Source organism: Kitasatospora sp. NPDC088548 (assembly GCF_044753005.1).
Taxonomy (GTDB): domain Bacteria; phylum Actinomycetota; class Actinomycetes; order Streptomycetales; family Streptomycetaceae; genus Kitasatospora.
Genome location: NZ_JBIVMI010000022.1, coordinates 32,548 through 53,195, shown reverse-complemented (window position 1 = coordinate 53,195; position 20,648 = coordinate 32,548). Strand labels below are relative to the sequence as shown.

The 20,648-nt window shown below is 74.6% G+C and carries 20 protein-coding genes and 1 riboswitch; of the genes, 10 read left to right on the top strand and 10 right to left on the bottom strand.

What is annotated here, in order from left to right:
- Window positions 1-1,323: a DUF58 domain-containing protein gene (locus tag ACIP82_RS25800; protein ID WP_363607303.1), complete on the top strand. Its 1,323-nt coding sequence runs from the start codon at window positions 1-3 to the stop codon at window positions 1,321-1,323.
- Window positions 1,320-3,770, top strand: a complete 2,451-nt coding sequence (locus tag ACIP82_RS25795) for a transglutaminaseTgpA domain-containing protein (protein WP_400656613.1) — start codon at window positions 1,320-1,322, stop codon at window positions 3,768-3,770. The genes ACIP82_RS25800 and ACIP82_RS25795 overlap by 4 nt, the downstream gene beginning before the upstream one ends.
- A gap of 117 nt (window positions 3,771-3,887) precedes the next feature.
- Here the strand turns inward: ACIP82_RS25795 and ACIP82_RS25790 are convergent, their stop codons facing one another.
- From ACIP82_RS25790 to ACIP82_RS25780, 3 genes are all read right to left on the bottom strand, one after another.
- Complete coding sequence (locus tag ACIP82_RS25790; protein ID WP_363607301.1) at window positions 3,888-4,274, bottom strand: DUF3040 domain-containing protein; 387 nt, start codon at window positions 4,272-4,274, stop codon at window positions 3,888-3,890.
- A gap of 433 nt (window positions 4,275-4,707) precedes the next feature.
- The gene (locus tag ACIP82_RS25785; protein ID WP_363607300.1) at window positions 4,708-5,460 is read right to left on the bottom strand and encodes a methyltransferase domain-containing protein; all 753 of its coding nucleotides are present in this window, start codon (window positions 5,458-5,460) and stop codon (window positions 4,708-4,710) included.
- A 111-nt stretch (window positions 5,461-5,571) separates the two neighbouring features.
- Window positions 5,572-6,189 carry an SAV_6107 family HEPN domain-containing protein gene (locus tag ACIP82_RS25780; protein WP_400656608.1) on the bottom strand — a complete coding sequence of 206 codons (618 nt, stop codon included), beginning with the start codon at window positions 6,187-6,189 and terminating at the stop codon, window positions 5,572-5,574.
- Window positions 6,190-6,882: 693 nt separating this feature from the next.
- Here ACIP82_RS25780 and ACIP82_RS25775 point away from each other — a divergent pair.
- Both ACIP82_RS25775 and ACIP82_RS25770 read left to right on the top strand, forming a co-directional pair.
- Window positions 6,883-7,536 (top strand): DUF4126 domain-containing protein, encoded by a 654-nt coding sequence (locus ACIP82_RS25775; protein WP_400656606.1) that lies wholly within the window; start codon window positions 6,883-6,885, stop codon window positions 7,534-7,536.
- A gap of 11 nt (window positions 7,537-7,547) precedes the next feature.
- Entirely contained in the window at window positions 7,548-9,044 is a 1,497-nt protein-coding gene (locus ACIP82_RS25770; RefSeq protein ID WP_363607297.1) for an NAD(P)/FAD-dependent oxidoreductase, read from the top strand.
- Window positions 9,045-9,077: 33 nt separating this feature from the next.
- On the opposite strand, the gene ACIP82_RS25765 is transcribed toward ACIP82_RS25770, so the two are convergent.
- Both ACIP82_RS25765 and metF read right to left on the bottom strand, forming a co-directional pair.
- Entirely contained in the window at window positions 9,078-9,935 is an 858-nt protein-coding gene (locus tag ACIP82_RS25765) for a hypothetical protein (RefSeq protein WP_400656604.1), read from the bottom strand.
- Window positions 9,936-10,067: 132 nt separating this feature from the next.
- Complete coding sequence (metF, locus tag ACIP82_RS25760) at window positions 10,068-10,982, bottom strand: methylenetetrahydrofolate reductase [NAD(P)H] (protein ID WP_363607295.1); 915 nt, start codon at window positions 10,980-10,982, stop codon at window positions 10,068-10,070.
- A gap of 163 nt (window positions 10,983-11,145) precedes the next feature.
- Between metF and ACIP82_RS25755 the strand changes: the two genes are divergently transcribed.
- Window positions 11,146-12,252, top strand: coding sequence for a polyprenyl synthetase family protein (locus tag ACIP82_RS25755; RefSeq protein WP_400656601.1), 1,107 nt, complete (start codon window positions 11,146-11,148; stop codon window positions 12,250-12,252).
- 56 nt (window positions 12,253-12,308) lie between these two features.
- Here the strand turns inward: ACIP82_RS25755 and thiE are convergent, their stop codons facing one another.
- The 3 genes from thiE to ACIP82_RS25740 form a co-directional block, all read right to left on the bottom strand.
- Entirely contained in the window at window positions 12,309-12,956 is a 648-nt protein-coding gene (thiE, locus tag ACIP82_RS25750; RefSeq protein ID WP_363607293.1) for a thiamine phosphate synthase, read from the bottom strand.
- The gene (locus ACIP82_RS25745) at window positions 12,956-13,321 is read right to left on the bottom strand and encodes an Rv2175c family DNA-binding protein (RefSeq protein ID WP_363607292.1); all 366 of its coding nucleotides are present in this window, start codon (window positions 13,319-13,321) and stop codon (window positions 12,956-12,958) included. The genes thiE and ACIP82_RS25745 overlap by 1 nt, the downstream gene beginning before the upstream one ends.
- Before the next feature lie 108 nt (window positions 13,322-13,429).
- Window positions 13,430-14,626 (bottom strand): FAD-dependent oxidoreductase, encoded by a 1,197-nt coding sequence (locus ACIP82_RS25740; protein ID WP_363607291.1) that lies wholly within the window; start codon window positions 14,624-14,626, stop codon window positions 13,430-13,432.
- A 106-nt stretch (window positions 14,627-14,732) separates the two neighbouring features.
- Window positions 14,733-14,845: riboswitch (TPP riboswitch) on the top strand.
- Here ACIP82_RS25740 and thiO point away from each other — a divergent pair.
- The 4 genes from thiO (at window position 14,840) to pknB (ending at window position 18,906) form a co-directional block, all read left to right on the top strand.
- On the top strand, window positions 14,840-16,024 hold the full coding sequence (gene thiO, locus ACIP82_RS25735; protein WP_400656598.1) for a glycine oxidase ThiO: 1,185 nt from the start codon (window positions 14,840-14,842) through the stop codon (window positions 16,022-16,024). It overlaps the preceding riboswitch by 6 nt.
- Window positions 16,021-16,230 (top strand): sulfur carrier protein ThiS, encoded by a 210-nt coding sequence (gene thiS / locus ACIP82_RS25730; RefSeq protein WP_400656595.1) that lies wholly within the window; start codon window positions 16,021-16,023, stop codon window positions 16,228-16,230. The genes thiO and thiS overlap by 4 nt, the downstream gene beginning before the upstream one ends.
- Window positions 16,231-16,232: 2 nt before the next feature.
- Window positions 16,233-17,030 (top strand): thiazole synthase, encoded by a 798-nt coding sequence (locus tag ACIP82_RS25725; RefSeq protein WP_363607288.1) that lies wholly within the window; start codon window positions 16,233-16,235, stop codon window positions 17,028-17,030.
- Between the two features lie 103 nt (window positions 17,031-17,133).
- Complete coding sequence (pknB, locus tag ACIP82_RS25720) at window positions 17,134-18,906, top strand: Stk1 family PASTA domain-containing Ser/Thr kinase (RefSeq protein ID WP_400656592.1); 1,773 nt, start codon at window positions 17,134-17,136, stop codon at window positions 18,904-18,906.
- A 10-nt stretch (window positions 18,907-18,916) separates the two neighbouring features.
- Here the strand turns inward: pknB and ACIP82_RS25715 are convergent, their stop codons facing one another.
- Entirely contained in the window at window positions 18,917-19,546 is a 630-nt protein-coding gene (locus tag ACIP82_RS25715; protein ID WP_400656590.1) for a molybdopterin-dependent oxidoreductase, read from the bottom strand.
- Between the two features lie 218 nt (window positions 19,547-19,764).
- Between ACIP82_RS25715 and bfr the strand changes: the two genes are divergently transcribed.
- Window positions 19,765-20,244, top strand: a complete 480-nt coding sequence (bfr, locus tag ACIP82_RS25710) for a bacterioferritin (RefSeq protein WP_363607285.1) — start codon at window positions 19,765-19,767, stop codon at window positions 20,242-20,244.
- Window positions 20,245-20,271: 27 nt separating this feature from the next.
- Here bfr and ACIP82_RS25705 read toward each other — a convergent pair whose 3' ends face one another.
- On the bottom strand, window positions 20,272-20,547 hold the full coding sequence (locus ACIP82_RS25705; RefSeq protein ID WP_363607284.1) for a (2Fe-2S)-binding protein: 276 nt from the start codon (window positions 20,545-20,547) through the stop codon (window positions 20,272-20,274).
- Window positions 20,548-20,648: the final 101 nt, after the last annotated feature.

Here is a 20,648-nt window from a genome sequence, read left to right as displayed (position 1 = left end):
GTGGGGCCGTCCGACGCACCGTCAGGCCTGCGCGCCGGCCTGCGCGGCCTCACCACCCGGGGCCGCTCCTTCCTCGCCGCCGGGCTGACCGCGGTGGTCTGCGCCTACCTCCTCGACCAGGACGCGCTGCTGCGCGTGGGCGTGCTGCTCGCCGCGCTGCCGCTGGCGGCCGCGCTGCTGCTGGCCAGCACCCGCTACCGGGTGGCCAGCGGCCGCCGGCTCAGCCCGCGCCGCGCCACCGCGGGCCAGGAGGCCCGGGTCCATCTGCGGGTCGACAACGTCTCCCGGGTGCCCACCGGCCTGCTGCTGCTGGAGGACAAGGTCCCGTACGTACTCGGGCCGCGCCCGCGCTTCGTCCTGGACCGGGTCGAGCCGCGCGGCAACCGCGAGGTCTCCTACCGGGTCCGCTCCGACCTGCGCGGCCGCTACCCGCTCGGCCCGCTCCAGCTGCGCCTCTCCGACCCGTTCGGGATGTGCGAGCTGAACCGTTCCTTCACCGCCTCCGACACCCTGACCGTCGTCCCGCAGGCGCAGCCCCTGCCGCACGTGCGGCTGAGCGGCGAGTGGGCCGGCCAGGGCGAGAGCCACACCCGCACCCTCGCGCTGGCCGGGGACGACGACGTGATCCTGCGCGAGTACCGGCCCGGTGACGACCTGCGCCGGGTGCACTGGAAGTCCACCGCCCGGTACGGCGAACTGATGGTGCGGCGCGAGGAGCAGCCGCAGAAGGCCCGGGCCAGCGTCCTGCTGGACACCCGGGAGGTCGGCCACCGGGGCAACGGCCCCGCGTCCTCCTTCGAGTGGGCGGTCGGCTGCGCCGCCTCGGTCGCCGTCCACCTGCTGGAACGCGGCTACCAGACCCGGCTGCTCACCGACACCGGCCACTGCGTGCCCGGCCCGGCCGCCGGCGGCGGCAACACCGCGGCCGACGCCTCCGGTCTGATCCTGGACGCGCTCGCGGTGGTCGACCTCTCCGACGGCGGCGGGCTCTCCCGCGCCGAGGAACCGCTGCGGGCCTCCGGCGAGGGCCTGCTGGTCGCCGTCCTCGGCGAGCTGGACGAGGCCCAGACCGCCCGGCTGGCCCGGCTGCGCGGCCGGACCGGCGGCGCCGTGGTCTTCCTGCTCGACACCGACACCTGGGCCGGCCTGCGGCTGCTCGCCCCCGAGACCGGCGGTGACGAGTTCCGCGCCCGCGTCCAGCAGCTGCGCGAGGCCGGCTGGACGGTGCTGCCGGTCCGCGCCGGGGACTCCGCCCCCGACCTCTGGCAGGCCGCCGACCGGGCCAAGGCGTCCTCCCCCTACCGAGAAGAGGCCGGCGCGTGACCACCCGGGCCAAACTGACCGTGTACTCGGCGCTGGCCACCGCACTGGCCGCGCTCTGCCTGACCCCGCTGCTCACCACCAAGAGCTGGATCATCAACGCCTTCGTGGTGATCGCGGCGGTCGCGGCGTCCGGCGCAGGCCTGCGCCGGACGCCCTTCTACCGCTGGACGGTGCCGCTCGGGCAGCTCCTCGTCCTGTTCGTCCTGCTGCTGGTCGGCTTCGCCGGCTCCACCGCCGTGTGGGGCGGCGTCGTGCCCGGGCCGCGGTCGGTGCACACCCTCGGCCAGGTCCTCGGCACCGGGCTGGACGACATCCAGGAGTACGCCATCCCGGCGCCGCCCAACCCGGGCCTGCGACTCATCCTGGTCGCCTCCGTCGGGCTGATCGCCGTCGTGGTGGACACCGTCGCGGTGACCTACCGGCGCTCGGCGCTGGCCGGGCTGCCCCTGCTGGCCCTGTACTCGGTCGGCAACGGCCTGGCCGGCAGCGGCGGCAGCTGGATCTGGTTCGCACTGGCGGCCGGCGGCTACCTGGTGCTGCTCTTCGCCGAGGGCCAGGACCGGGTCTCCCGCTGGGGCCGGGTCTTCCGCGGCAGCTCGCGCGGCACCGGGGGCACCGGCGCGCTCAGCCAGGGCGGCCAGCGGGTCGGTGTACTGGCCCTCGCGCTGGCCCTGCTGCTGCCGGTCTTCCTGCCGCGCTGGGACGCCGGCCTGATCCACGGCACGTCCGGCCCGGGCTCGGGCAAGGGCTCCGGCTCCGGGGGCGCGGCCAGCCTGGACCCGCTGGTCACGCTGGAGGCCGCGTTCAACAGCCCCAGCGACGAGGTGCTGCTCAACTACCGCATGGACGGCGACCAGGCCCAGTCCACCTACCTGCGCACCGGCTCGCTGGACACCTTCGACGGCGCCTCGTGGAAGCTCGTGAGCACCGGGCTGGGCGACCTCAAGAACCTCCCCCGCCCCGCAGGGCTCACCGACGCCGACCTCCCCACGATCGACGGCGACTTCGAGGTCACCGACCGGCTGGAGTCGGCCTGGCTGCCGGTGCCCTACCCGGCCAGGAGCATCACCGTCCCCAACCCCGACAGCTGGCAGGTGGACGCCCTCACCGACACCGTGCAGCCCACCAAGGACAAGGCGATCAAGGGCCTGAAGTACCAGGTCAGCGCCCTGGACGTACGGCCGACCGCCACGGAGCTGCGCACCGCGCCCGCCGCCCCGGCCCAGATCGTCGAGCACTACACCGAGCTGCCCAGGGAACTGCCCCCGGTCGTCGCGGAGAAGGCGCTGGCCGTCACCGCGAAGGCGCGCACCCCGTACGACAAGGCACTGGCCCTGCAGTCGTGGTTCACCGGTCCCGAGTTCACCTACGACACCAAGATCCAGCCGGGCACCGGAAGCTCCGCGATCGAGACCTTCCTGCGGGACCGCAGGGGCTTCTGCGTCCACTTCGCCTCCACCATGGCGGCGATGGCCCGCACACTGAAGATCCCCGCCCGGGTCGCGGTCGGCTTCACCCCCGGCGACGCCAAGGGCGGCAACCAGTTCTCGGTGACCGGGCAGAAGTACCACGCCTGGCCCGAGCTGTACTTCGAGGGCTTCGGCTGGACGCGCTTCGAGCCCACCAAGAGCCGCGGCGTGCAGCCCAGCTACGCCGACCCGGTCTCCGCCCCCGCCACCGCTCCGACCCAGCAGCCGACCGCCGCCGCGCAGAGCACGGCCCCGGTGGCCGCGCCCTCCGTCGGCAGCGACTGCGACCCCAGGCTTCGTCGGCTGGGCGAGTGCGAGGACCGGAAGAAGACCGCCGCCGGCGCCCACGAGGAGTCCTGGCTGCTGTCCTGGCAGGTGCTGGGCACCCTCGCCGGGGTCCTGGTACTGATCGCGCTGCTGCTCACCCCGATGTTCTGGCGGACGATGCTGCGCCGGCGCCGGATCGGTCCGGGCGGGCGCCGCCGGCCGGGCGGCAGCGGGCCCGCGGAGCTGACCGACGAACAGGTGCTGGCCGCCTGGGACGAGTTGGTCGACTCGGCCTGGGACCTCGGCATCCCGCCGGACGAGTCGCGCACCCCGAGGTCCGCCGCCCGCCGGATCTCCGAGACCGCCGAGCTGGACGAGGCCTCGGCGGCGGCCGCCGGGCGGGTGGCGCTGGCCGCCGAGCGGGTGCTCTACGCCCGCGACGCCCGGATCGCCGCGCCGCTGGCGGCGGACGTCCGGACCGCCCGGGACGGCCTGTGGGCCGGAGCCGGCCGGACCGGCCGGACCAGGGCGGTGCTGTTGCCGCCGTCCTCGGCCCAGTTGTCGTGGCGGATCTCCGACGCCGTGCTGGCCGCCCGGCTCGCCGTCCGTGGCCGGGTCTCCCGGGTGACCGGGGCGGTCACCGGGCCGGTACGCCGGGCCTGGGGCGGGCTGCGGCGCCGGAAGGGCGGCGGGGAGTCCGGGGAGTCCTGAGGGACGCCCCCCGGGACGGAACGCAGAGGGCGGGCAGTCGGTCCGACTGCCCGCCCTCTGCGGCTGTTCCAGGTGTGGCCGTTCAACCGTGGACCCCGACGGCTCCGGCCCTTCGGCTCAGAGCCCGCTCTGCTCGTCCCGGCGGCGCTGCCAGCGCTGCTCGACCCGGTCCATCATCCCGGCCTTGCGGCGCGGCGCGGCGGCCGGCCGGGGGCCGGAGCCCTGGCTCGCCGGACCACGGCGCCAGCCCGTCACGGCGAAGACCGCGCACCCCAGCATCACCAGGAACCCGACGATGCTGACCCAGATCTGGTCGGGGACGACCATTCCGCCCATCAGCAGGCCGATGCCCACCACGAATCCCCCGACGGCCAGGTAGACCCGCCGACGGGTGTAGGTGCGCAGCCCGGTTCCCTCAAGCGCCGACGCGAATTTGGGATCTTCGGCATACAGCGCTCGCTCCATCTGGTCGAGCAGTCGCTGCTCGTGCTCCGAGAGCGGCACGGAGTCCTCCTACTCGTCGGTCGCGGGTGCGACCGGTCCGCCGCCCCGGTCGGGGAGGCAAGTCCAATCAGCCATCAGGGCACGCGGTCGGACGCCTGTGCGGGGGGACCCGACCCGTGTCGTCCATATGCCCCATGCGTCCGGCTGTCATGCTTTCCGGCTTTACCCAGATCATACGGTCCACGGACCTGTTACGGGGTGGTCGGCTTCGCGTGGGCCGGGCCACCCCGACCGGTCCCGGCCGCACTGTGCCCAACGCCGCACACCCCGGACAAGTGCCCGATCCGATGGAATCGGCCGAGACCTGGGGACCTTCGGAGACGACCGGCAGGAGACCGGTGGGCGAACCGCCGCCGGACACCCGGCGGACGGTGTGCGAAACCTCTGCGGAGCGGGTGTGTGGGGCGGGTGTGCGAAACGTCTCCGCCGGGGGTCAGGCCAGCGTCGCCAGGACGTGCAGCTGGGTCGCCACGGCGTGGAAGGCGGGCTGCCCGGCGGCGGCCTCCTCCAGCTTCAGCAGCGCCTCCAGCGCGCCCGGCTCGGTGTCCACCAGCACACCGGGCACCAGGTCGGCGAAGACCCGGACACCGTGCACCGACTCCACCCGCAGACCGGCGCCGTCGGCCAGCCGGCCCAGCTCCTCGCCGGTGAAGCGGCGCGGCATCGGGTCGTTCTCGCCCCAGCGGCCGTCCGCGGCGCCCAGCACCGTCCGGGCCTCGGTGAAGTGGCCGGCGAGCGCGCGGGCCAGCACCGCGCCGTTGCGGTTGGCGGCCAGCAGGCTGACCAGGCCACCCCGGCGCAGGGTGCCGGCCAGGCTGCCGAGCGCCTCGGCCGGGTCGTCCACGACCTCCAGCACGCCGTGGCAGAGCACCGCGTCGACCGTCCCCGGCGCGACCAGCTCGGGGAGCGTCTGGGTGTCGCCCTGGACGGCGCGGACCAGGTCGGTGACACCGGCCTCGGCGGCCCGCCGCTCCAGCGCGAACAGGGCGTCGGGGCTCGGGTCGACCACGGTGACCCGGTGGCCGAGCCGGGCGACCGGCACGGCGAAGTTGCCGGTGCCGCCGCCGGTGTCGACCACGTCGAGCACGGGCTGGTCCAGCTCGGCCGCCCGCTTCTCCAGGGCGGTGCGGACCACCTCCCACACCACGGCGGTACGCAGGGCGCTGCGGGGACGCGTCGGGTACAAGGCGGGGCTCCTCGGCACATGCAGATCGATCAGGATGCCTCCACCTTAGTCCGGGCCGACGGGCCGGGCCGCGCCGCCGGCCGTCGGCCGCGGACCGGGCCGCGCCGCCGGTCACCGGCGGCGGGCCGGGCGGTCACCGTCGCCGTCGTCGGCACCGCCGTCAGCACCGCCGTTGTCGCTGCCGCCGCCGTCGTCGTCCAGCGGCAGCCTCGGGGCGGGCGGCGCGGGGCGCAGGCCGAGCAGGCGCTCGACCAGGCGCAGGAAGAGGGCCGAGTTGCGGATCAGGTCGTCGGCGTCGCGGGCGGAGGCGGCGCCCCTGATCCCGGCCTCGGCGGCGGCCCGGCGGCGGGCGCCGGCCGCGAAGTAGACCGCCCACTCGGCGAGCTCCGGCGCCACCTCGGGCAGCACCTCCCAGGCGCTGCGGATGGCCTTGCGCCGCCGGGGGCTCTTCTCCGGCCGCCCGCGCACCGCGAGCACGGCCGCGACGGTGCGCAGCGCGGCGAGATGCGCGGCGGCGTACCGCTCCAGCGGGTCCTCCAGGGCGCGGGCGCGGTCGAGCGTGCGGTGGGCGTCGGCGAGCAGGTCCAGCGCGGCCGGCGGGGCGGCGGCCCGGCGCGGCACGGGGTGGACGTCCCCGCGGCCCGGACGGGCGGCGGGCTGGGGGGAGGCCGGTGGGTGGGAGGCGGGGTGGAGGCGGGCGGTGACGGGCTCAGGGTGGCTGATGGTCATGGTCTCCCCCGGTCCGAGGCAGCGCGCGAGCCGGGTGGCCCGTGCTCCTCCATCGTGAACCGGACCACTGACAACGCGGTCGCGAGCGATGGCGCGGCCACTCGCCGTGCGGGCGCACAGGTGTGCGCGCGGGCGTACGTCCGGGCGTGCGGGTGGGCGTGATTCGGGTGGGCGTGCGTATTTGCGTATGAACGGGCCCGGTTCCGGATAGCCGCCCTCGGGCGTGCGGGCGTGCGGGCGTGCGGGCGTGCGTGTGGGCGGCGGGCATCGGCCGGTCCTCCCGGCCCCGCACCACCGCCCCGCACCGGCCGAAGCGCCGTCCCCCCACGGACGGCGTTCCGGCTCTCCCCCGTCGCCGCCCCCCCGGCCGTGCTCCGCCGCCCCGTGTCGGCGGTGCGCGGCCTCCGGCCGGCTCCCGTACGGACCCGCCGGTGCCGTCCCGCCGGCCTCTCACTGCCGGTGGACGGCACCTGTCCGCCTCCCGGTCCGGCGCGCCCGACGCGCTCTCCGTCCCGGTGCCCCTACTGTCCCGTCCCCGCAGGTCGGAGGCCATCCGCTCAGATACTCAACCGCTTTTCTGAGTATCCGTACTCAGTCCCTTCCGGGCCAGGAACCGGCCGCCCCCGGCCGGCGTCCCGGGTACGGTACGGCGAGACCGGGTGGACCCGGCAGGCGCTCCGAGGAGGGAGACCGATGACGATCGTGCCGCTGATCTTCACCAGCGGGCTGGCCAGTGGGATCAACGCGTACGCGGTGGTGCTGCTGCTCGGGCTGCTGGGCCGGTTCGCCGGGACCGACTCGGTACCGTCGGCGCTGGAGCGCACCGATGTGCTGATCGCCGCCGCCGCGCTGTTCCTGCTGGAGGCGGTGGCCGACAAGATCCCCTACGTGGACAGCGTCTGGGACGCCGTCCACACCGTGATCCGCCCGGTCGCGGGCGCCACCGTCGGCGCGCTCCTCGCGAGCGCCGACCCGGGCTCGCTCGGCGAGGTCGCGGCGGGCGCCATGGGCGGCACCACCGCACTGGTCAGCCATCTGGTGAAGGCCTCGCTGCGGATGGCGGTCAACACCTCGCCCGAACCGGCCAGCAACATCATGGTCAGCCTGGCCGAGGACGTCTCGGTCGCCGGGCTGGTCACCCTGGCGATCTTCCACCCGTGGCTGGCCGCGTCGGTCGCCGCCGTGCTGCTGGCCGTCGGCCTGCTGCTGGTCTGGTTCGCGATCAGCCGGATCCGCCGCTTCCGGGCCCGCCGCCGCGAGCGCAGGGCCGCCCGCGCGGCCGGCCCGCGACCGGCGGAGGCCGCGGCCGGTGAGGCGGGGGAAGGATCGTGGGCGGCGCGGTCATAGGATCGGGTGCCATGGCACGGATCGTCATCATCGGCGCAGGAATGAGCGGGCTCGCGGCGGCTTCCCGGCTGGCGACCCTCGGACATCGGGTGACGGTCTGCGAGGCCGGGGGCACGTACGGGGGCATGGTCGGCCGGTACGAGCGGGCCGGCTTCGCCTTCGACACCGGCCCCGGTCTGCTCACCCTCCCGGCCGTCTACCGCGACCTCGCGCTGAAGACCGGCAAGGAGCCGCTGGAGCAGCTGGTCGAGCTGGTCCCGGTGGACCCGGAGAGCCTGCACCTCTTCCCGGACGGCACCGTCCTCACCCTGCCCAACGCCTCCCGGGCCGGTTACATCCAGGCCCTGGACGCCGCGTTCGGCCCTGGCTCGGGCGCCCGCTGGAGCGAGGTGATGAACCACGGCCGCACCGTCTGGGAGACCACCCGCCGCCCGCTGCTGGAGGAGCCCCTCCCGGCCGACCCTGCCCCGCTGCACGGCGACCCCTACCCCACCCCGCCCCGCCAGGGCCTGGCCCGGCTGCGCCGGCCCCGCCCGTGGACCCTCGCCGACGTCGCCGCCCGCGAACTCGGCGGCCACCCCGGCCCGACCGCCCTGCTGCACGAGCACGCGCTGCGCTTCGGCCTCGACCCGCGCACCGCCCCGGCGAGCGCCACCGTGCTGCCGTACATGGAGCAGTCCTTCGGCGTCTGGTACGTGCGCGGTGGCATCCGCGCGCTGGCCGAGGCGGTGTACCGGCGGTGCGAGCAGCGCGGGGTGACGTTCCGCTTCGACACGCCGGTGACCAAGGTGGCGACCCGGGACGGCCGGGTCTGCGGCGTCCAGACCAAGGGCGACCGGCTCGACGCGGATCTGGTGGTCTCCTCGATGGACGCCAGGGTGCTGCACACCGGCTGGACGGGCCCGGCCGAGTCGTCCGACGACTGGCCCGCCGCCGCCCAGCGGCTGCACGGCGTGCCCGGGCGGGTCAGCGTGCTGCTCGCGCTGCGCGGCGCCCGTCCGGCCGGCACCGCGCACCGCACGGTGGTGCACGCGGCGGACCCGGCCGCCGAACTCGCCGGGATCTTCACCCCCGGAGCCCCGCTCGCGGACCGGCCGACCGTCCAGGTGCTGCGGCCCGACGACCCGTCGCTCCACCCCGAGGGCCACGAGAGCGTGGTGCTCACCGCGACCACGCCCTCACTGGACTTCGACTGGGGCGCGCCCGGCGCGGCCGACCGCTTCGCCGACCGGATGCTCGCCCACGTCGACGCGGCCGGCCTGGGCCTCGGCGAGCGGGTGCTGTGGCGGGTGGTGCGCACGCCCGAGGAGACCGAGCGGGAGACCGCCTCCTTCTTCGGCTCGGTGCCCCCGCCCGCCCTGGCCGGCGCCGACGGCGCGCTGCTCCAGGCGCCGAACGAGGACTTCCCCGGTCTCTACCTGGTGGGCGGCGCCGCCCACCCCGGCGGCGGGCTGGCCAGGGTGGGCATGTCCGCCTGCATCGTGGCCAACCTGGTCGGTCCCGCCTAGGGCCTGCCCGCCCAGGGCCACGCCCGGCGGCCGTCAGCCCTGCTGCCAGGTGTTCTGCTGCTGGTAGCCGTAGTCGTAGGACGGCTGCTGGGGGATGACCGGCTGCTGCTGCGGGTGCTGCTCGGGCTGCCACTGCTGCTGGGCGTTCGGGTCCCAGGCGGGCTGCTGCTGGTAGCCCGCGTACTGCTCCTGCTGCTGATAGCCCGCGTACGGGTCCGGCTGCTGCTGGTAGCCGCCGTAGCCCTGGTCGTAGGTGAACGCCGGCTGCTGCTGGGTCTGCCACTGCTGCTGGTCGTAGCCCGGCGGCTGCGGCTGCTGCTGGACGTCGTAGCCGGACTGGTAGGCCCCGGCGTACGGGTCCGGCTGGACGGCCTGCTGCTGCTCGTGCTGCTGCTCGTAGTAGGCGGGGGCGTAGACGCCGTCCGCGGCGAGCTCCTGCATCTCGAAGGCGGCGGTCTGCTCGACGGCCGGGACGGCCTCGGCCGCCACCGGGGCGGGCCCGGGGGGCTCCTCGACCGCGCCGACCTCGCCGATCCTGGCCGCCGCCGCGGTGGCCGCGGCCACCGCGCCGCCGCCGGTCAGCGCCCCGAGCAGCGGGACCTTGGCCAGCGGTCCGGGCAGGCCGCCGTCGGCCTTGCGCAGCGACCAGCCGGACGTGTAGCCGCGCTTGACCGAGAGGGTGACGAAGGTCTGGCCGACCGCGAACAGCGCGGCGCCCGCACCGATCACCACGACCGAGCCGATCGCCATCCCGGCGGCCACCCCGAGGAAGCCGCCCAGGGCCAGACCGCGCCAGTGGATCGGGGCCCGGTTCTGCAGCAGCAGCTCGGCCACCAGCCAGAGCGCCACCACCGCCAACGCGGCGTACAGCAGCAGGTATCCGACACCCATCCGCCCGCTACCTCCAGTCGCGTGCCCGCGCGCGCCGCGCGTGTGCGGCGACTGTACCGGTTCAACGGCCCGGGTACCGCATCGCGTTCCCGGCCGCCCCCGGCACTTCTCCGGCCGGGGCGGCCGGGCCGCTCAGCGCTGGTGCAGACCGAGGTTCTGGTAGATCTCCAGCGTCGCGGTCGAGTGGTTGAGCGTGATGAAGTGCAGGCCGGGGGCGCCCTCGGCGAGCAGCCGCTCGGACATCGCGGTGGCGTGGTCCATGCCGACCTCGCGCAGCGCCACCGGGTCGTCGATCACGGCCCGCAGCCGCTCCTCCAGGTCGGCCGGGAAGGCCGAGCCGCTCAGCTGGGGGAAGCGGTCCAGCTGCTTGGCGTTGGTGACCGGCATGATCTCCGGGATGATCGGCGCCTCGCAGCCGGCCGCCGTGACCCTGTCGCGCAGCCGCAGGTAGTCGTCGACCTCGAAGAACATCTGGGTGATCGCGTAGTCGGCGCCCGCGCGGATCTTCCCGACGAAGTGCCGGATGTCCTCGTCCCAGTCGGTCGAGCGCGGGTGCATGTTCGGGGAGGCGGCGACGCCGACGCAGAAGTCGCCGATCCCCTTGATCAGCTCCACCAGCTCGTACGCGTAGGTGACCCCCTGCGGGTGGCTCACCCACTCGCCCGTCGGGTCGCCGGGCGGGTCGCCGCGCACCGCGAGGACGTTGCGTACGCCCTGGTCGGCGTAGTGGCCGATGATGTTGCGCAGCTCGGCGATCGAGTGGTCGACCGCGGTCAGGTGGGCGACCGGCGTCAGCGTGGTCTCGGTGGCGATCCGGCCGACCATGTTGACCGTGCGCTCGCGCGAGGAGCCGCCGGCCCCGTAGGTCATGCAGACGAAGTTCGGGTCGAGCGGTTCGAGCCGCCGGATGGCGTCCCAGAGCCGCTGTTCACCGACCTCGGTGCGCGGCGGCATGAACTCGAAGGAGAAGGACCGCTTGCCAGCCGCCAGGAGCTCGCGAACCGTCTGCGCGCGGTCTGTTCTGGTGGAAGCGACGCCGAGTGCCATGCTGGCAGGTTAACCGTCGGGCAAAGGACCCGGACAACCGAGGTCCACGGATTGAGACAATCGGTGGACGGCATTCCGGATCCCGGCCGGCCGTCGTCCGTACAGGCGTTCCCAGCCGCCCGGCTAGGCTTGCCGCACCCCAGCGAACCTCCGGAGCCTCATCGTGACCTCGCCCACCAGCCGCCCGGCCAGCCCCATTGACGTGGAGGACGTGCGCGAGCGGGTGAACGCCGCGCTCGCCGGGTTCATGGACGGCCAGTCGGCGCTGCTGGGGAAGATCTCCCCGCGGCTGGCACCCGCCGCCGACGCCCTGCGCGACTTCCTGCTCGACGGCGGCAAGCGGCTGCGCCCGGCGTTCTGCTACTGGGGCTGGCGCGGCGCCGGCGGCCCGGCCGGGGGCGACGGCATCGCGCACGCGGCGGCCGCCCTGGAGCTGCTCCAGGCCAGCGCGCTGGTCCACGACGACCTGATGGACCGCAGCGACACCCGGCGCGGCCTGCCCTCCGTCCACCGCCGCTTCGAGGCCCTGCACCGCGAGAGCGGCTGGCGCGGCGACCGCGAGCAGTACGGCGCCTCCGCGGCGGTGCTGCTCGGCGACCTGCTGCTGATCTGGTGCGACGAGCTGTTCCTGCGCTCGGGCCTGGAACCGGCCGCGGTGCTGTCCGCCAAGCCGGTGTTCGACCTGATGCGGACCGAGGTCATGGTCGGCCAGTACCTGGACGTCCTGGAGCCGGTCGCCGGCGACTCCGCCGACGCGGGCGCGCTGGAGCGGGCCCAGACCGTCCTGCACTACAAGTCGGCCAAATACACCATCGAGCGCCCGCTCCAGATCGGCGCGCTGCTCGCCGGCGCCGGGCCCGGGCTGGTCGAGGCGTACGGGGCGTTCGGCCTGCCGCTGGGCGAGGCGTTCCAGCTCCGGGACGACCTGCTGGGCGTCTTCGGCGACCCGGCCGTCACCGGCAAGCCGGCCGGGGACGACCTGCGCGAGGGCAAGCGCACCCTGCTGGTGGCGCACGCCATGCGCGGGCTGTCCGCGGCCGACGCCCGCCACCTGGACGAGCGGCTCGGGGCACCGGACCTGGCGACCGAGGAGGTCACCCGGCTGCGCGCGCTGGTGGAGCGCAGCGGCGCGCCCGGGCTGGTGGAGCGGCGGATCGAGGAGCTGATGCGCCAGGCGCTCGGCGCGCTGGAGGCGGCGCCGCTGGCGGACGAGCAGGCCCGCGAGGTGCTGCTGGCGCTGGCCGAGGCCGCCACCGTCCGCAAGTACTGACCGGTACCGGGGGTACGGCGGGCGGGTACGGGCGGACGGCGGCGGGCCCGGCGGGGTCAGGCCCGCAGCCGCCGGGACAGCTCGGCGGCGGCCGCCCGCGGGTCGTCCGCGCCGGTGATGGCGCGCACCACCACGATCCGGCGGGCGCCGGCCGCCAGCACCTGGTCCAGGTTGCCGAGGTCGATGCCGCCGATGGCGAACCACGGCCGGTCGGTGTCCCGCGCGGCCGCGTACGAGACCAGGCCGAGGCCCGGCGCGTGGCGGCCGGGCTTGGTCGGGGTCGGCCAGACCGGCCCGGTGCAGAAGTAGTCCACGCCGGGCTCGGCGATCGCCGCGTCCACCTCGGACTCGGCGTGGCAGGACCGTCCGATGATCACGTCCTCGCCGAGGATCGCCCGGGCGGCCGGCACCGGCAGGTCGTCCTGCCCGAGGTGCAGCACGTCGGGGCGGGCGGCGTGCGCGACGTCGGCGCGGTCGTTGACGGCCAGCAGCCTGCCGTGGCGGCGGCAGGCGTCGGCGAAGACCTCCAGGGCCGCCAGCTCCTGCCTGGCCTCCAGGCCCTTGTCCCGCAGCTGGACGATGTCCACCCCGCCGGCCAGCGCCTCGTCCAGGAACTCGGCGAGGTCGCCCTGCTCGCGGCGGGCGTCGGTGCACAGGTAGAGCCGGGCGTCGGCGAGCCGCCGGCGCGGGGTGTCCGCCGCCATCAGATCAGCATCGCCTGGGCGCGGCGCTTCACCTCGGTGCCGCGGTTCTCACACAGCGCCTGGATGGGGCTGCCGGGCAGCGACGGGTCCTCGGTGAAGAGCCACTCCAGGATCTCCATGTCGTTGTACCCGCAGTCGCGCAGGACGGTCAGGGTGCCCGACAGGTGCTTGACCAGGCCCTGGCCGTCGATGAACGCGGCAGGCACCTGCAGCGACTTGTTCGGGCCGCGCCGGACCGCGATCAGCCCGCCGCTGCGGACCAGGTCGCGGACCTCGGTGACCCGCACGCCCCACTGCTCCGAGATGTCGGGCAGGTACATCCACTCGGAAACGAGGGTTTCAATCTTGCTTTCGATCTCACTCACGCCACCAGACTGCCACCTCCACGGCCCGCCGCGCACCACTCACCACCCGCCGCACACCCGTCACAGGTCCGTCGAGCACCGGGGCGGCCGCCTGCGGGCCCCGCCGCGCTACCCGGCGAGCGCCGACTTCAGCGGCACCGCGGGGTCCGCCGCCAGGGCCGGGTCCAGCGCCGTACCGCGCTCGATCAGCCGGCGGCCCTGGGCGAGGTCGCGCGGACGGTCCACCGCGAGCAGGGCGCGCGGCACACCGTCGCGCAGCCAGAGCACCGACCAGGACGGCTCCCCGGGTGAACCGCGCCACAGCGGCTCGTCACCGGCCCCGTGCCGCCCGGCGTACTGGACCATGCGGCCGAACTGCTCCGACCAGAAGTACGGCACCGGATCGTAGGGCGCCTGCGCGCCGAGAACGGCGGCGGCCGCCGCCGCGCCGGACTGCAGCGCGTGGTCCCAGTGCTGGACGGCCAGCCGGACGCCGGAGCGCGCCGACGGATAGCTGACGCAGTCCCCCGCGGCGAAGACGCCGGGCAGGCTGGTGCGCAGCCGCTCGTCCACCAGGACGGCACCGGCCGCGTCCAGTTCGACGCCGGAGCCGGCCAGCCAGCCGGTGGCCGGCCGGGCGCCGATCCCGACCAGCACCTCGTCGGCCGGCAGGTGCGAGCCGTCCGCCAGCAGCACCGCGCCGGGCTCCACCGCCGCGACCCCGACGCCGCAGCGCAGGTCCACCCCGGCCTCGGCGTACCAGGCGGCCATCGCCCGGCCGATCCCGGCGGGCAGCGCGCCGGGGACGGGCGCCGGGCCCATCTCGACGACCGTGACCTCGCACCCCGCCGCCCGGGCGGCGGTGGACACCTCGGCGCCGATCCAGCCCGCGCCGACCAGCACCAGGCGCAGGCCCGGCCGGAGCAGGGCACGCAGCGCCAGCGCGTCGTCCAGGGTGTGCAGCAGGTGCGCGCGCTCGGCGCCGGGCAGGGCCCGCGGGGCGGCACCGGTGGCGATCACCAGCGTGCCGTACGGCAGATCGCCGGCGTCGGTGTGCAGCACCCCGGGGGTGAGGCCGGTGGCGCGGCGGCCGGTGAGCAGTTCGACGCCCAGGTCCGCGAAGTCGAGGTCGAGGGTGGTGGCATCGGCCTTGCCGAGCAGCACCTCCTTGGAGAGCGGCGGCCGGTCGTACGGCGCGTGGGGCTCCTCGCCGACCAGCACGATCCGCCCCCGCCAGCCGCCCTGCCGCAGCCCCGCGGCGCACTGCGCCCCGGCCAGCCCGGCCCCGACCACGACCACCTGATCCGTCCCGCTCAGCTCTGCCACGCCGTCACTGTACTCAGCGGCGGCCGTCCGTCCGGGCCCCACCCGGGCTCGGGTCCACCCCTCGTACGCGCCTTCGGCCGGGGCGGGACGCGGAGTTAAGGTGGTGGCACCAATTCACGGGAGCCCGGCGGACCGGGCTGAGAGGCGGGCTGACACGGCCTGCGACCGTCCGAACCTGATCCGGGTCATACCGGCGAAGGGAGAGCAGCGACTTTGACACGCTTGGCCAAGGGCGCGCATGCCGACGTCCTGGTGATCGGCGGGGGCATCATCGGCCTCGCCGTCGCCTGGCGCGCGGCCCGGCGCGGGCTGGGGAACATCGTGGTGATCGACCCGGCGCACGGCGGCGGCGCCGCCCGGGTCGCGGCCGGCATGCTCGCCCCCGTCACCGAACTCCAGTACGGCGAGGAGCCGTTGCTCCGCCTCGGGATGGCATCCAACGAGCGCTATGCCGCCTTCGCCGCCGAACTCACCGAGGCGAGCGGCGGCCAGGACACCGGCTACCGCCAGTGCGGCACCGTCGCCGTCGCCCTGGACTCCGACGACCGCGCGGAACTGCGTGAACTGCACGCCTTCCACCAGCGGCTCGGCCTGGACTCGCACTGGCTCACCGGCCGCGAGGCCCGCAGGCTCGAACCCATGCTCGCCCCCGGCGTCCGGGGCGGTCTGCACGTCACCGACGACCACCAGGTGGACGGCCGCCGACTGGCCAGGGCGCTGGTCCTCGCCTGCGAGCGGGCCGGCGTCCTGCTGCACCGCGCCGAGGCCACCGAACTGCTGGTCGAGAACGACCGCGCGGTCGGCGCCCGGCTGGACACACTGGAGACCGTCACCGCCGACCGGATCGTGCTCGCCGCCGGTCCGCACAGCCACCGGCTGCCCGGCCTGCCCGAGGGCGTGCTCCCCGCGATCCGCCCGGTGAAGGGGCAGATCCTGCGGCTGCGGGTGCCCGAGCCGTACCGGCCGTTCCTCTCCCGCAACGTGCGCGCGGTGGTGCGCGGCCGGCACCTCTATCTGGTGCCCCGGGAGAACGGCGAGCTGGTGATCGGTGCCACCAGCGAGGAGCAGGGGTACGACACCACCGTCACCGCCGGCGGGGTGTACGAGCTGCTGCGCGACGCGCACGAGCTCGTCCCCGGCATCACCGAGCTGCCCCTGGTGGAGACCTCCGCCGGACTGCGCCCCGGCTCCCCGGACAACGCCCCGCTGATCGGTCCGACCGCCCTGCCCGGCCTCGTCGCCGCCACCGGCCACTACCGCAACGGCGTGCTGCTCACCCCGGTGACGGCCGATCTGGTCGCCGAGTACCTGGCCACCGGCGAGACGCCCGCCCTGGCGGCGCCGTTCACCCCCACCCGCTTCTCCCCCGCCCGCTCCACCACGAAGGCCCCCGCATGAGCGAGATCGCACTGACCGTCAACGGCGAGCCCCGGCAGGTGCCCGCCACCACCACCCTCGCCGAGGTGGTGGCCGCGCTGAGCGCCGCCAACTCCGGCGTCGCCGCCGCGCTCAACGAGACCGTGGTGCCGCGTGGTTCGTGGCCGCGGACCCGGCTCGCCGCGGGTGACCGGGTCGAGATCCTCACCGCCGTCCAGGGAGGCTGACCATGGCGGACGACCTGCTGGACATCGCCGGGACCACGTTCGGCTCCCGGCTGATCATGGGCACCGGTGGCGCGCCCAGCCTGGAGATCCTGGAGCAGGCGCTGCGGGTCTCCGGCACCGAGCTCACCACGGTGGCGATGCGCCGGGTCGACGCCACCACCCAGGGCTCCGTCCTGGACGTGCTGGTCCGCAACGGCATCCGGGTGCTGCCCAACACGGCCGGCTGCTTCACGGCCGGCGAGGCGGTGCTGACCGCCCGGCTGGCCCGCGAGGCGCTCGGCACCGACTGGGTGAAGCTGGAGGTCATCGCGGACGAGCGGACCCTGCTGCCCGATCCGATCGAGCTGCTGGACGCCGCCGAGACCCTGGTCGACGACGGCTTCACCGTGCTGCCCTACACCAACGACGACCCGGTGCTGGCACGGAAGCTGGAGGACGTCGGCTGCGCGGCGATCATGCCGCTGGGCTCCCCGATCGGCTCCGGCCTGGGCATCCGCAACCCGCACAACTTCCAGCTGATCGTGGAGAGCGCCCGGGTCCCGGTGATCCTGGACGCGGGCGCCGGCACCGCCTCGGACGTGGCGCTGGCGATGGAGCTGGGCTGCGCCGCGGTGATGCTGGCCTCGGCGGTGACCCGCGCCCAGGACCCGGTGCTGATGGCCGACGCGATGCGGCACGCCGCCGAGGCCGGCCGGCTGGCGTACCGGGCGGGCCGGATCCCGCGCCGCTTCCACGCCGAGGCCTCCTCGGCCATGGCCGGCCGGGCCGACCTGGACACCCGCGAGCACCCGGCGTTCTGACCCGGGCGCGCCGGGGCGTGTCACAAGCCGGGCACAGAGGCCCCGGGCGCGGTGTCGCCCGGGGTCCCGCCCCGGCCCGCGCCACTAGAATCACCGGGTGGACATGGCATTGCACGACCCGCTGATCGGTACCCTGCTCGACGGCCGGTACCGGGTCGAGCAGCGCATCGCGGCCGGCGGGATGTCCACCGTGTACCGGGGTACCGACACCAGGCTCGACCGGGTCGTGGCCCTCAAGGTGATGCACCCCTCGCTCGCCGGGGACGACGGCTTCACCGGCCGGTTCATCCGCGAGGCCAAGGCGGTGGCCCGGCTGGCGCACCCCAATGTGGTCAACGTCTTCGACCAGGGCGCGGACGGCGGCACCGTCTTCCTCGCGATGGAGTACGTGCCCGGCCGCACCCTGCGCGACCTGCTGCGCGACTGCGGCGCGCTCTCCATCCGGGCCGCCCTGGACATCCTGGAGCCGGTGCTGGCCGCGCTCGGCGCCGCCCACCGGGCCGGTCTGGTCCACCGGGACGTCAAGCCGGAGAACGTGCTGATCACCGACGACGGCCTGGTCAAGGTCGCCGACTTCGGCCTGGTCCGGGTGCTGAACACCGCCGACGGCGCGGCCACCTCCACCACCGCGACCGCCGGCACCGTCCTGGGCACCGTCTCCTACCTGGCCCCCGAGCAGATCCGCCCCGGCGCCGGGACCGACCAGCGGGTGGACGTCTACGCGGCCGGCATCCTGCTGTACGAGATGCTCACCGGCCACCGACCGCACACCGGCGAGAACCCCGTCCAGGTCATGTACCGCCACCTGCACGAGGACGTCCCCGCGCCGTCCCTGGCCGTCCCCGGGGTCGGCCCCGAGCTCGACGCCATAGTGGCCGGCGCCTGCGCGCGCGACCCGAAGGCCCGCCCGTACGACGCGGTCGAGCTGCTGGCCGCCCTCCAGCGGGTACGCCGCACGCTCACCCCGGCCCGGCTGGACGCCGAGCCGCCCGCCTCCACCCGGCCCAGCCCGCAGTACCCGACCAGCGAGCCGACCTCGGTGATCCGCCCCGCGGCCGGTCCCGCCGCCCCGGAGACCGAGCGCACCAGCGTGCTGGACGTCCCGCCGGAGCTGATGGACCAGTTGCTCACCGAGCCCCGCCCGTACGACGAGCCGGCGCCGGTGCGCATCCGGCGCCCGGGCCCGCTGCGCCGGCTGCCGCGCACCCCGCTGATCTGGGCCTCCGTGCTGGCGGTCCTGGCGCTGCTGGTCGGCGGCACCACGTACGCGCTCTCCGGGGCGCTGTACGGGACGGTGCCGAGCGTGCTCGGCAAGGACCGCGCGGAGGCGCAGCGCATCCTGGACGGCGTCGGCATGCACGGGCGCTTCACCGAGGTGTACAGCGAGACCGTCCCGGCCGGGCAGATCATCTCCTCCGATCCGGGGGTGGGGGCGCGGGCCCGCAAGAGCGACGCCGTCGCCGTCTCCGTCTCCCGGGGTCCCAAGCGGATCGCCGTGCCGGACGTCACCGGGAAGTCCGCCGAGCAGGCCGCGGCCGCCCTCTCCGGCGTCCAGCTGGCCCGGGGCGGCGTGACCGAGACGTACGACGACACCGTGCCGGAGGGCTCGGTGATCAGCAGTTCGCCGGCGGCCGGGCAGCGGCTGCCGGAGAACACCCCGGTCTCGCTGGTGGTGAGCAAGGGCATGGTGCCCGTTCCGGACGTGACCGGGATGTCCAAGGACGACGCCGCCAAGGCGCTCCAGGCCGCCGGGTTCGCCATGCAGAGCAGCGGCGTCAACCTGTTCGGCACCGGCAAGGTCTCCAGCCAGTCCCCCGCCGCCGGCGAGCGCCGCCCGCAGCACACGGTGGTGACGGTCAGCTTCCCGTTCCTCTAGAGGATGTCCGTCAGCGCAGCGGGCCGTCGCCCGGTTCCTCCTGGTAGGAGTAGCGCTGCTGCCGCCAGGGGTCGGCGAGGTTGTGGTAGCCGCGTTCCTCCCAGAAACCGCGGCGGTCGGCCCGCATGTACTCCACCGCCCTGACCCATTTGGGCCCCTTCCAGGCGTACAGCTGCGGGACGACCAGACGGACCGGGAAGCCGTGCTCGGCGGTGAGCGACTCGCCGTTGCGGTGGGTGGCGAAGACCGTCCGGGGGTCGGCGAAGTCGGCGAGCCGGAGGTTGGCGCTGTAGCCGTACTCGGCCCAGACCATGACATGGGTGACGCCGGGTGCCGGGGGCACCTCGTCGAGGACGACCGAGGCCGACACGCCCGTCCAGTCGCTGTCGAGCACCGAGAACTTGGTGACGCAGTGGAAGTCGGCCCGCACGGTGGTGCGCGGCAGCGCGTTGAAGCCGGCGAAGTCCCACCTGTGCTTCTCCGCCGAGGCGGTCGCCCCGAACACCTGGAAGTCCCAGGTCAGCGGCTTGAAACGGGGCACGGGTCCGTAGTGCAGGGCGGGCCAGCCGCGCTGCGGGCGCTGCCCGGGGGGGAGTCTCGGGTCAGACGGAGGGAGCTTTTCGTATTCGGACTGACCCATGAGTCCATGGTGACAGACGGCGGACAACCATCTGCGCGCGCCCCTTTCCGAGGTCGCGCGCCCGCCCACACAGGCCAATAGGTGCCTAAATGGGATATTCCGACACATGTCCTAGTGAGTGTGAACTTACTGGAATTTCCTCCCATAGCGGTGCCAGGATGCGTGCAGCCGGACGGTACGGCCGTGGTTCCCGGACGCAGAGCAGGAAGGCAGCCGCCATGAAGGGCGACGCAGAGGTCATCGAATTCCTCAACGAGCAGCTCACCGCCGAGCTGACCGCGATCAACCAGTACTTCCTGCACGCCAAGATGCAGGAGAACTTCGGCTGGACGAAGCTCGCCAAGTACACCCGCCACGAGTCCTTCGACGAGATGAAGCACGCCGAGGTGCTCACCGACCGCATCCTCTTCCTGGACGGGCTCCCGAACTACCAGCGGCTCTTCCACGTCCGGATCGGCCAGACCGTCAAGGAGATGTTCGAGGCGGACCGCCAGGTCGAGGTCGAGGCGATCGACCGGCTCAAGCGCGGGATCGTGGTGATGCGGGCCAAGAACGACGTGACCTCGGCGAACATCTTCGAGTCGATCCTGGCGGACGAGGAGCACCACATCGACTACCTCGACACCCAGCTGGAACTGGTGGAGAAGCTCGGCGAGGCGCTCTACATCGCCCAGCTGATCGAGCAGCCGGACTCCTGAGCCACGGCGGAGCGGGAAGGCGGCGGCTCAGGCCGCGCGCAGCGGAGCCGGCCGGTCCGGCACCGCGGCCGGGGCCCGATCGACGGTCTCCGGGTCCGCCAGCCCCAGCTTCGCCGCCAGCCGGGCGGTCGGACAGGGCCGGGCGCCGTACTCGCCGAGCAGCGCCTGGATCCGGCGGACGCAGGAGCCGCAGTCGGTGCCGGCCTTGCAGCCCTTGGCGATCCGGCGCGGGGTGTCGGCACCGGCGTCGATCGCCTTCTTCACCTGGTCCTCGGTGACCGCATGGCACATGCACACGTACATCGAGGACTCTCCCGGGGTGGTGCGGAACGATCTTGACTAAGGGTTGCCTTAGTTCACTAAGCCTCACCTTACCTGGCGATCCGGGTACGAAAAAGCCCCTC

Excerpts from the sequence above, each read along its gene's own strand:
- ACIP82_RS25780 (WP_400656608.1), bottom strand. The coding sequence starts at position 6,189 with ATGACCATCAGCCACCCTGAGCCCGTCACCGCCCGCCTCCACCCCGCC.
- ACIP82_RS25775 (WP_400656606.1), top strand. The coding sequence starts at position 6,883 with ATGACGATCGTGCCGCTGATCTTCACCAGCGGGCTGGCCAGTGGGATC.
- ACIP82_RS25770 (WP_363607297.1), top strand. The coding sequence starts at position 7,548 with ATGGCACGGATCGTCATCATCGGCGCAGGAATGAGCGGGCTCGCGGCG.
- ACIP82_RS25765 (WP_400656604.1), bottom strand. The coding sequence starts at position 9,935 with ATGGGTGTCGGATACCTGCTGCTGTACGCCGCGTTGGCGGTGGTGGCG.
- metF (WP_363607295.1), bottom strand. The coding sequence starts at position 10,982 with ATGGCACTCGGCGTCGCTTCCACCAGAACAGACCGCGCGCAGACGGTT.
- thiE (WP_363607293.1), bottom strand. The coding sequence starts at position 12,956 with ATGGCGGCGGACACCCCGCGCCGGCGGCTCGCCGACGCCCGGCTCTAC.
- thiS (WP_400656595.1), top strand. The coding sequence starts at position 16,021 with ATGAGCGAGATCGCACTGACCGTCAACGGCGAGCCCCGGCAGGTGCCC.
- ACIP82_RS25725 (WP_363607288.1), top strand. The coding sequence starts at position 16,233 with ATGGCGGACGACCTGCTGGACATCGCCGGGACCACGTTCGGCTCCCGG.
- pknB (WP_400656592.1), top strand. The coding sequence starts at position 17,134 with ATGGCATTGCACGACCCGCTGATCGGTACCCTGCTCGACGGCCGGTAC.
- ACIP82_RS25715 (WP_400656590.1), bottom strand. The coding sequence starts at position 19,546 with ATGGGTCAGTCCGAATACGAAAAGCTCCCTCCGTCTGACCCGAGACTC.
- bfr (WP_363607285.1), top strand. The coding sequence starts at position 19,765 with ATGAAGGGCGACGCAGAGGTCATCGAATTCCTCAACGAGCAGCTCACC.
- ACIP82_RS25705 (WP_363607284.1), bottom strand. The coding sequence starts at position 20,547 with ATGTACGTGTGCATGTGCCATGCGGTCACCGAGGACCAGGTGAAGAAG.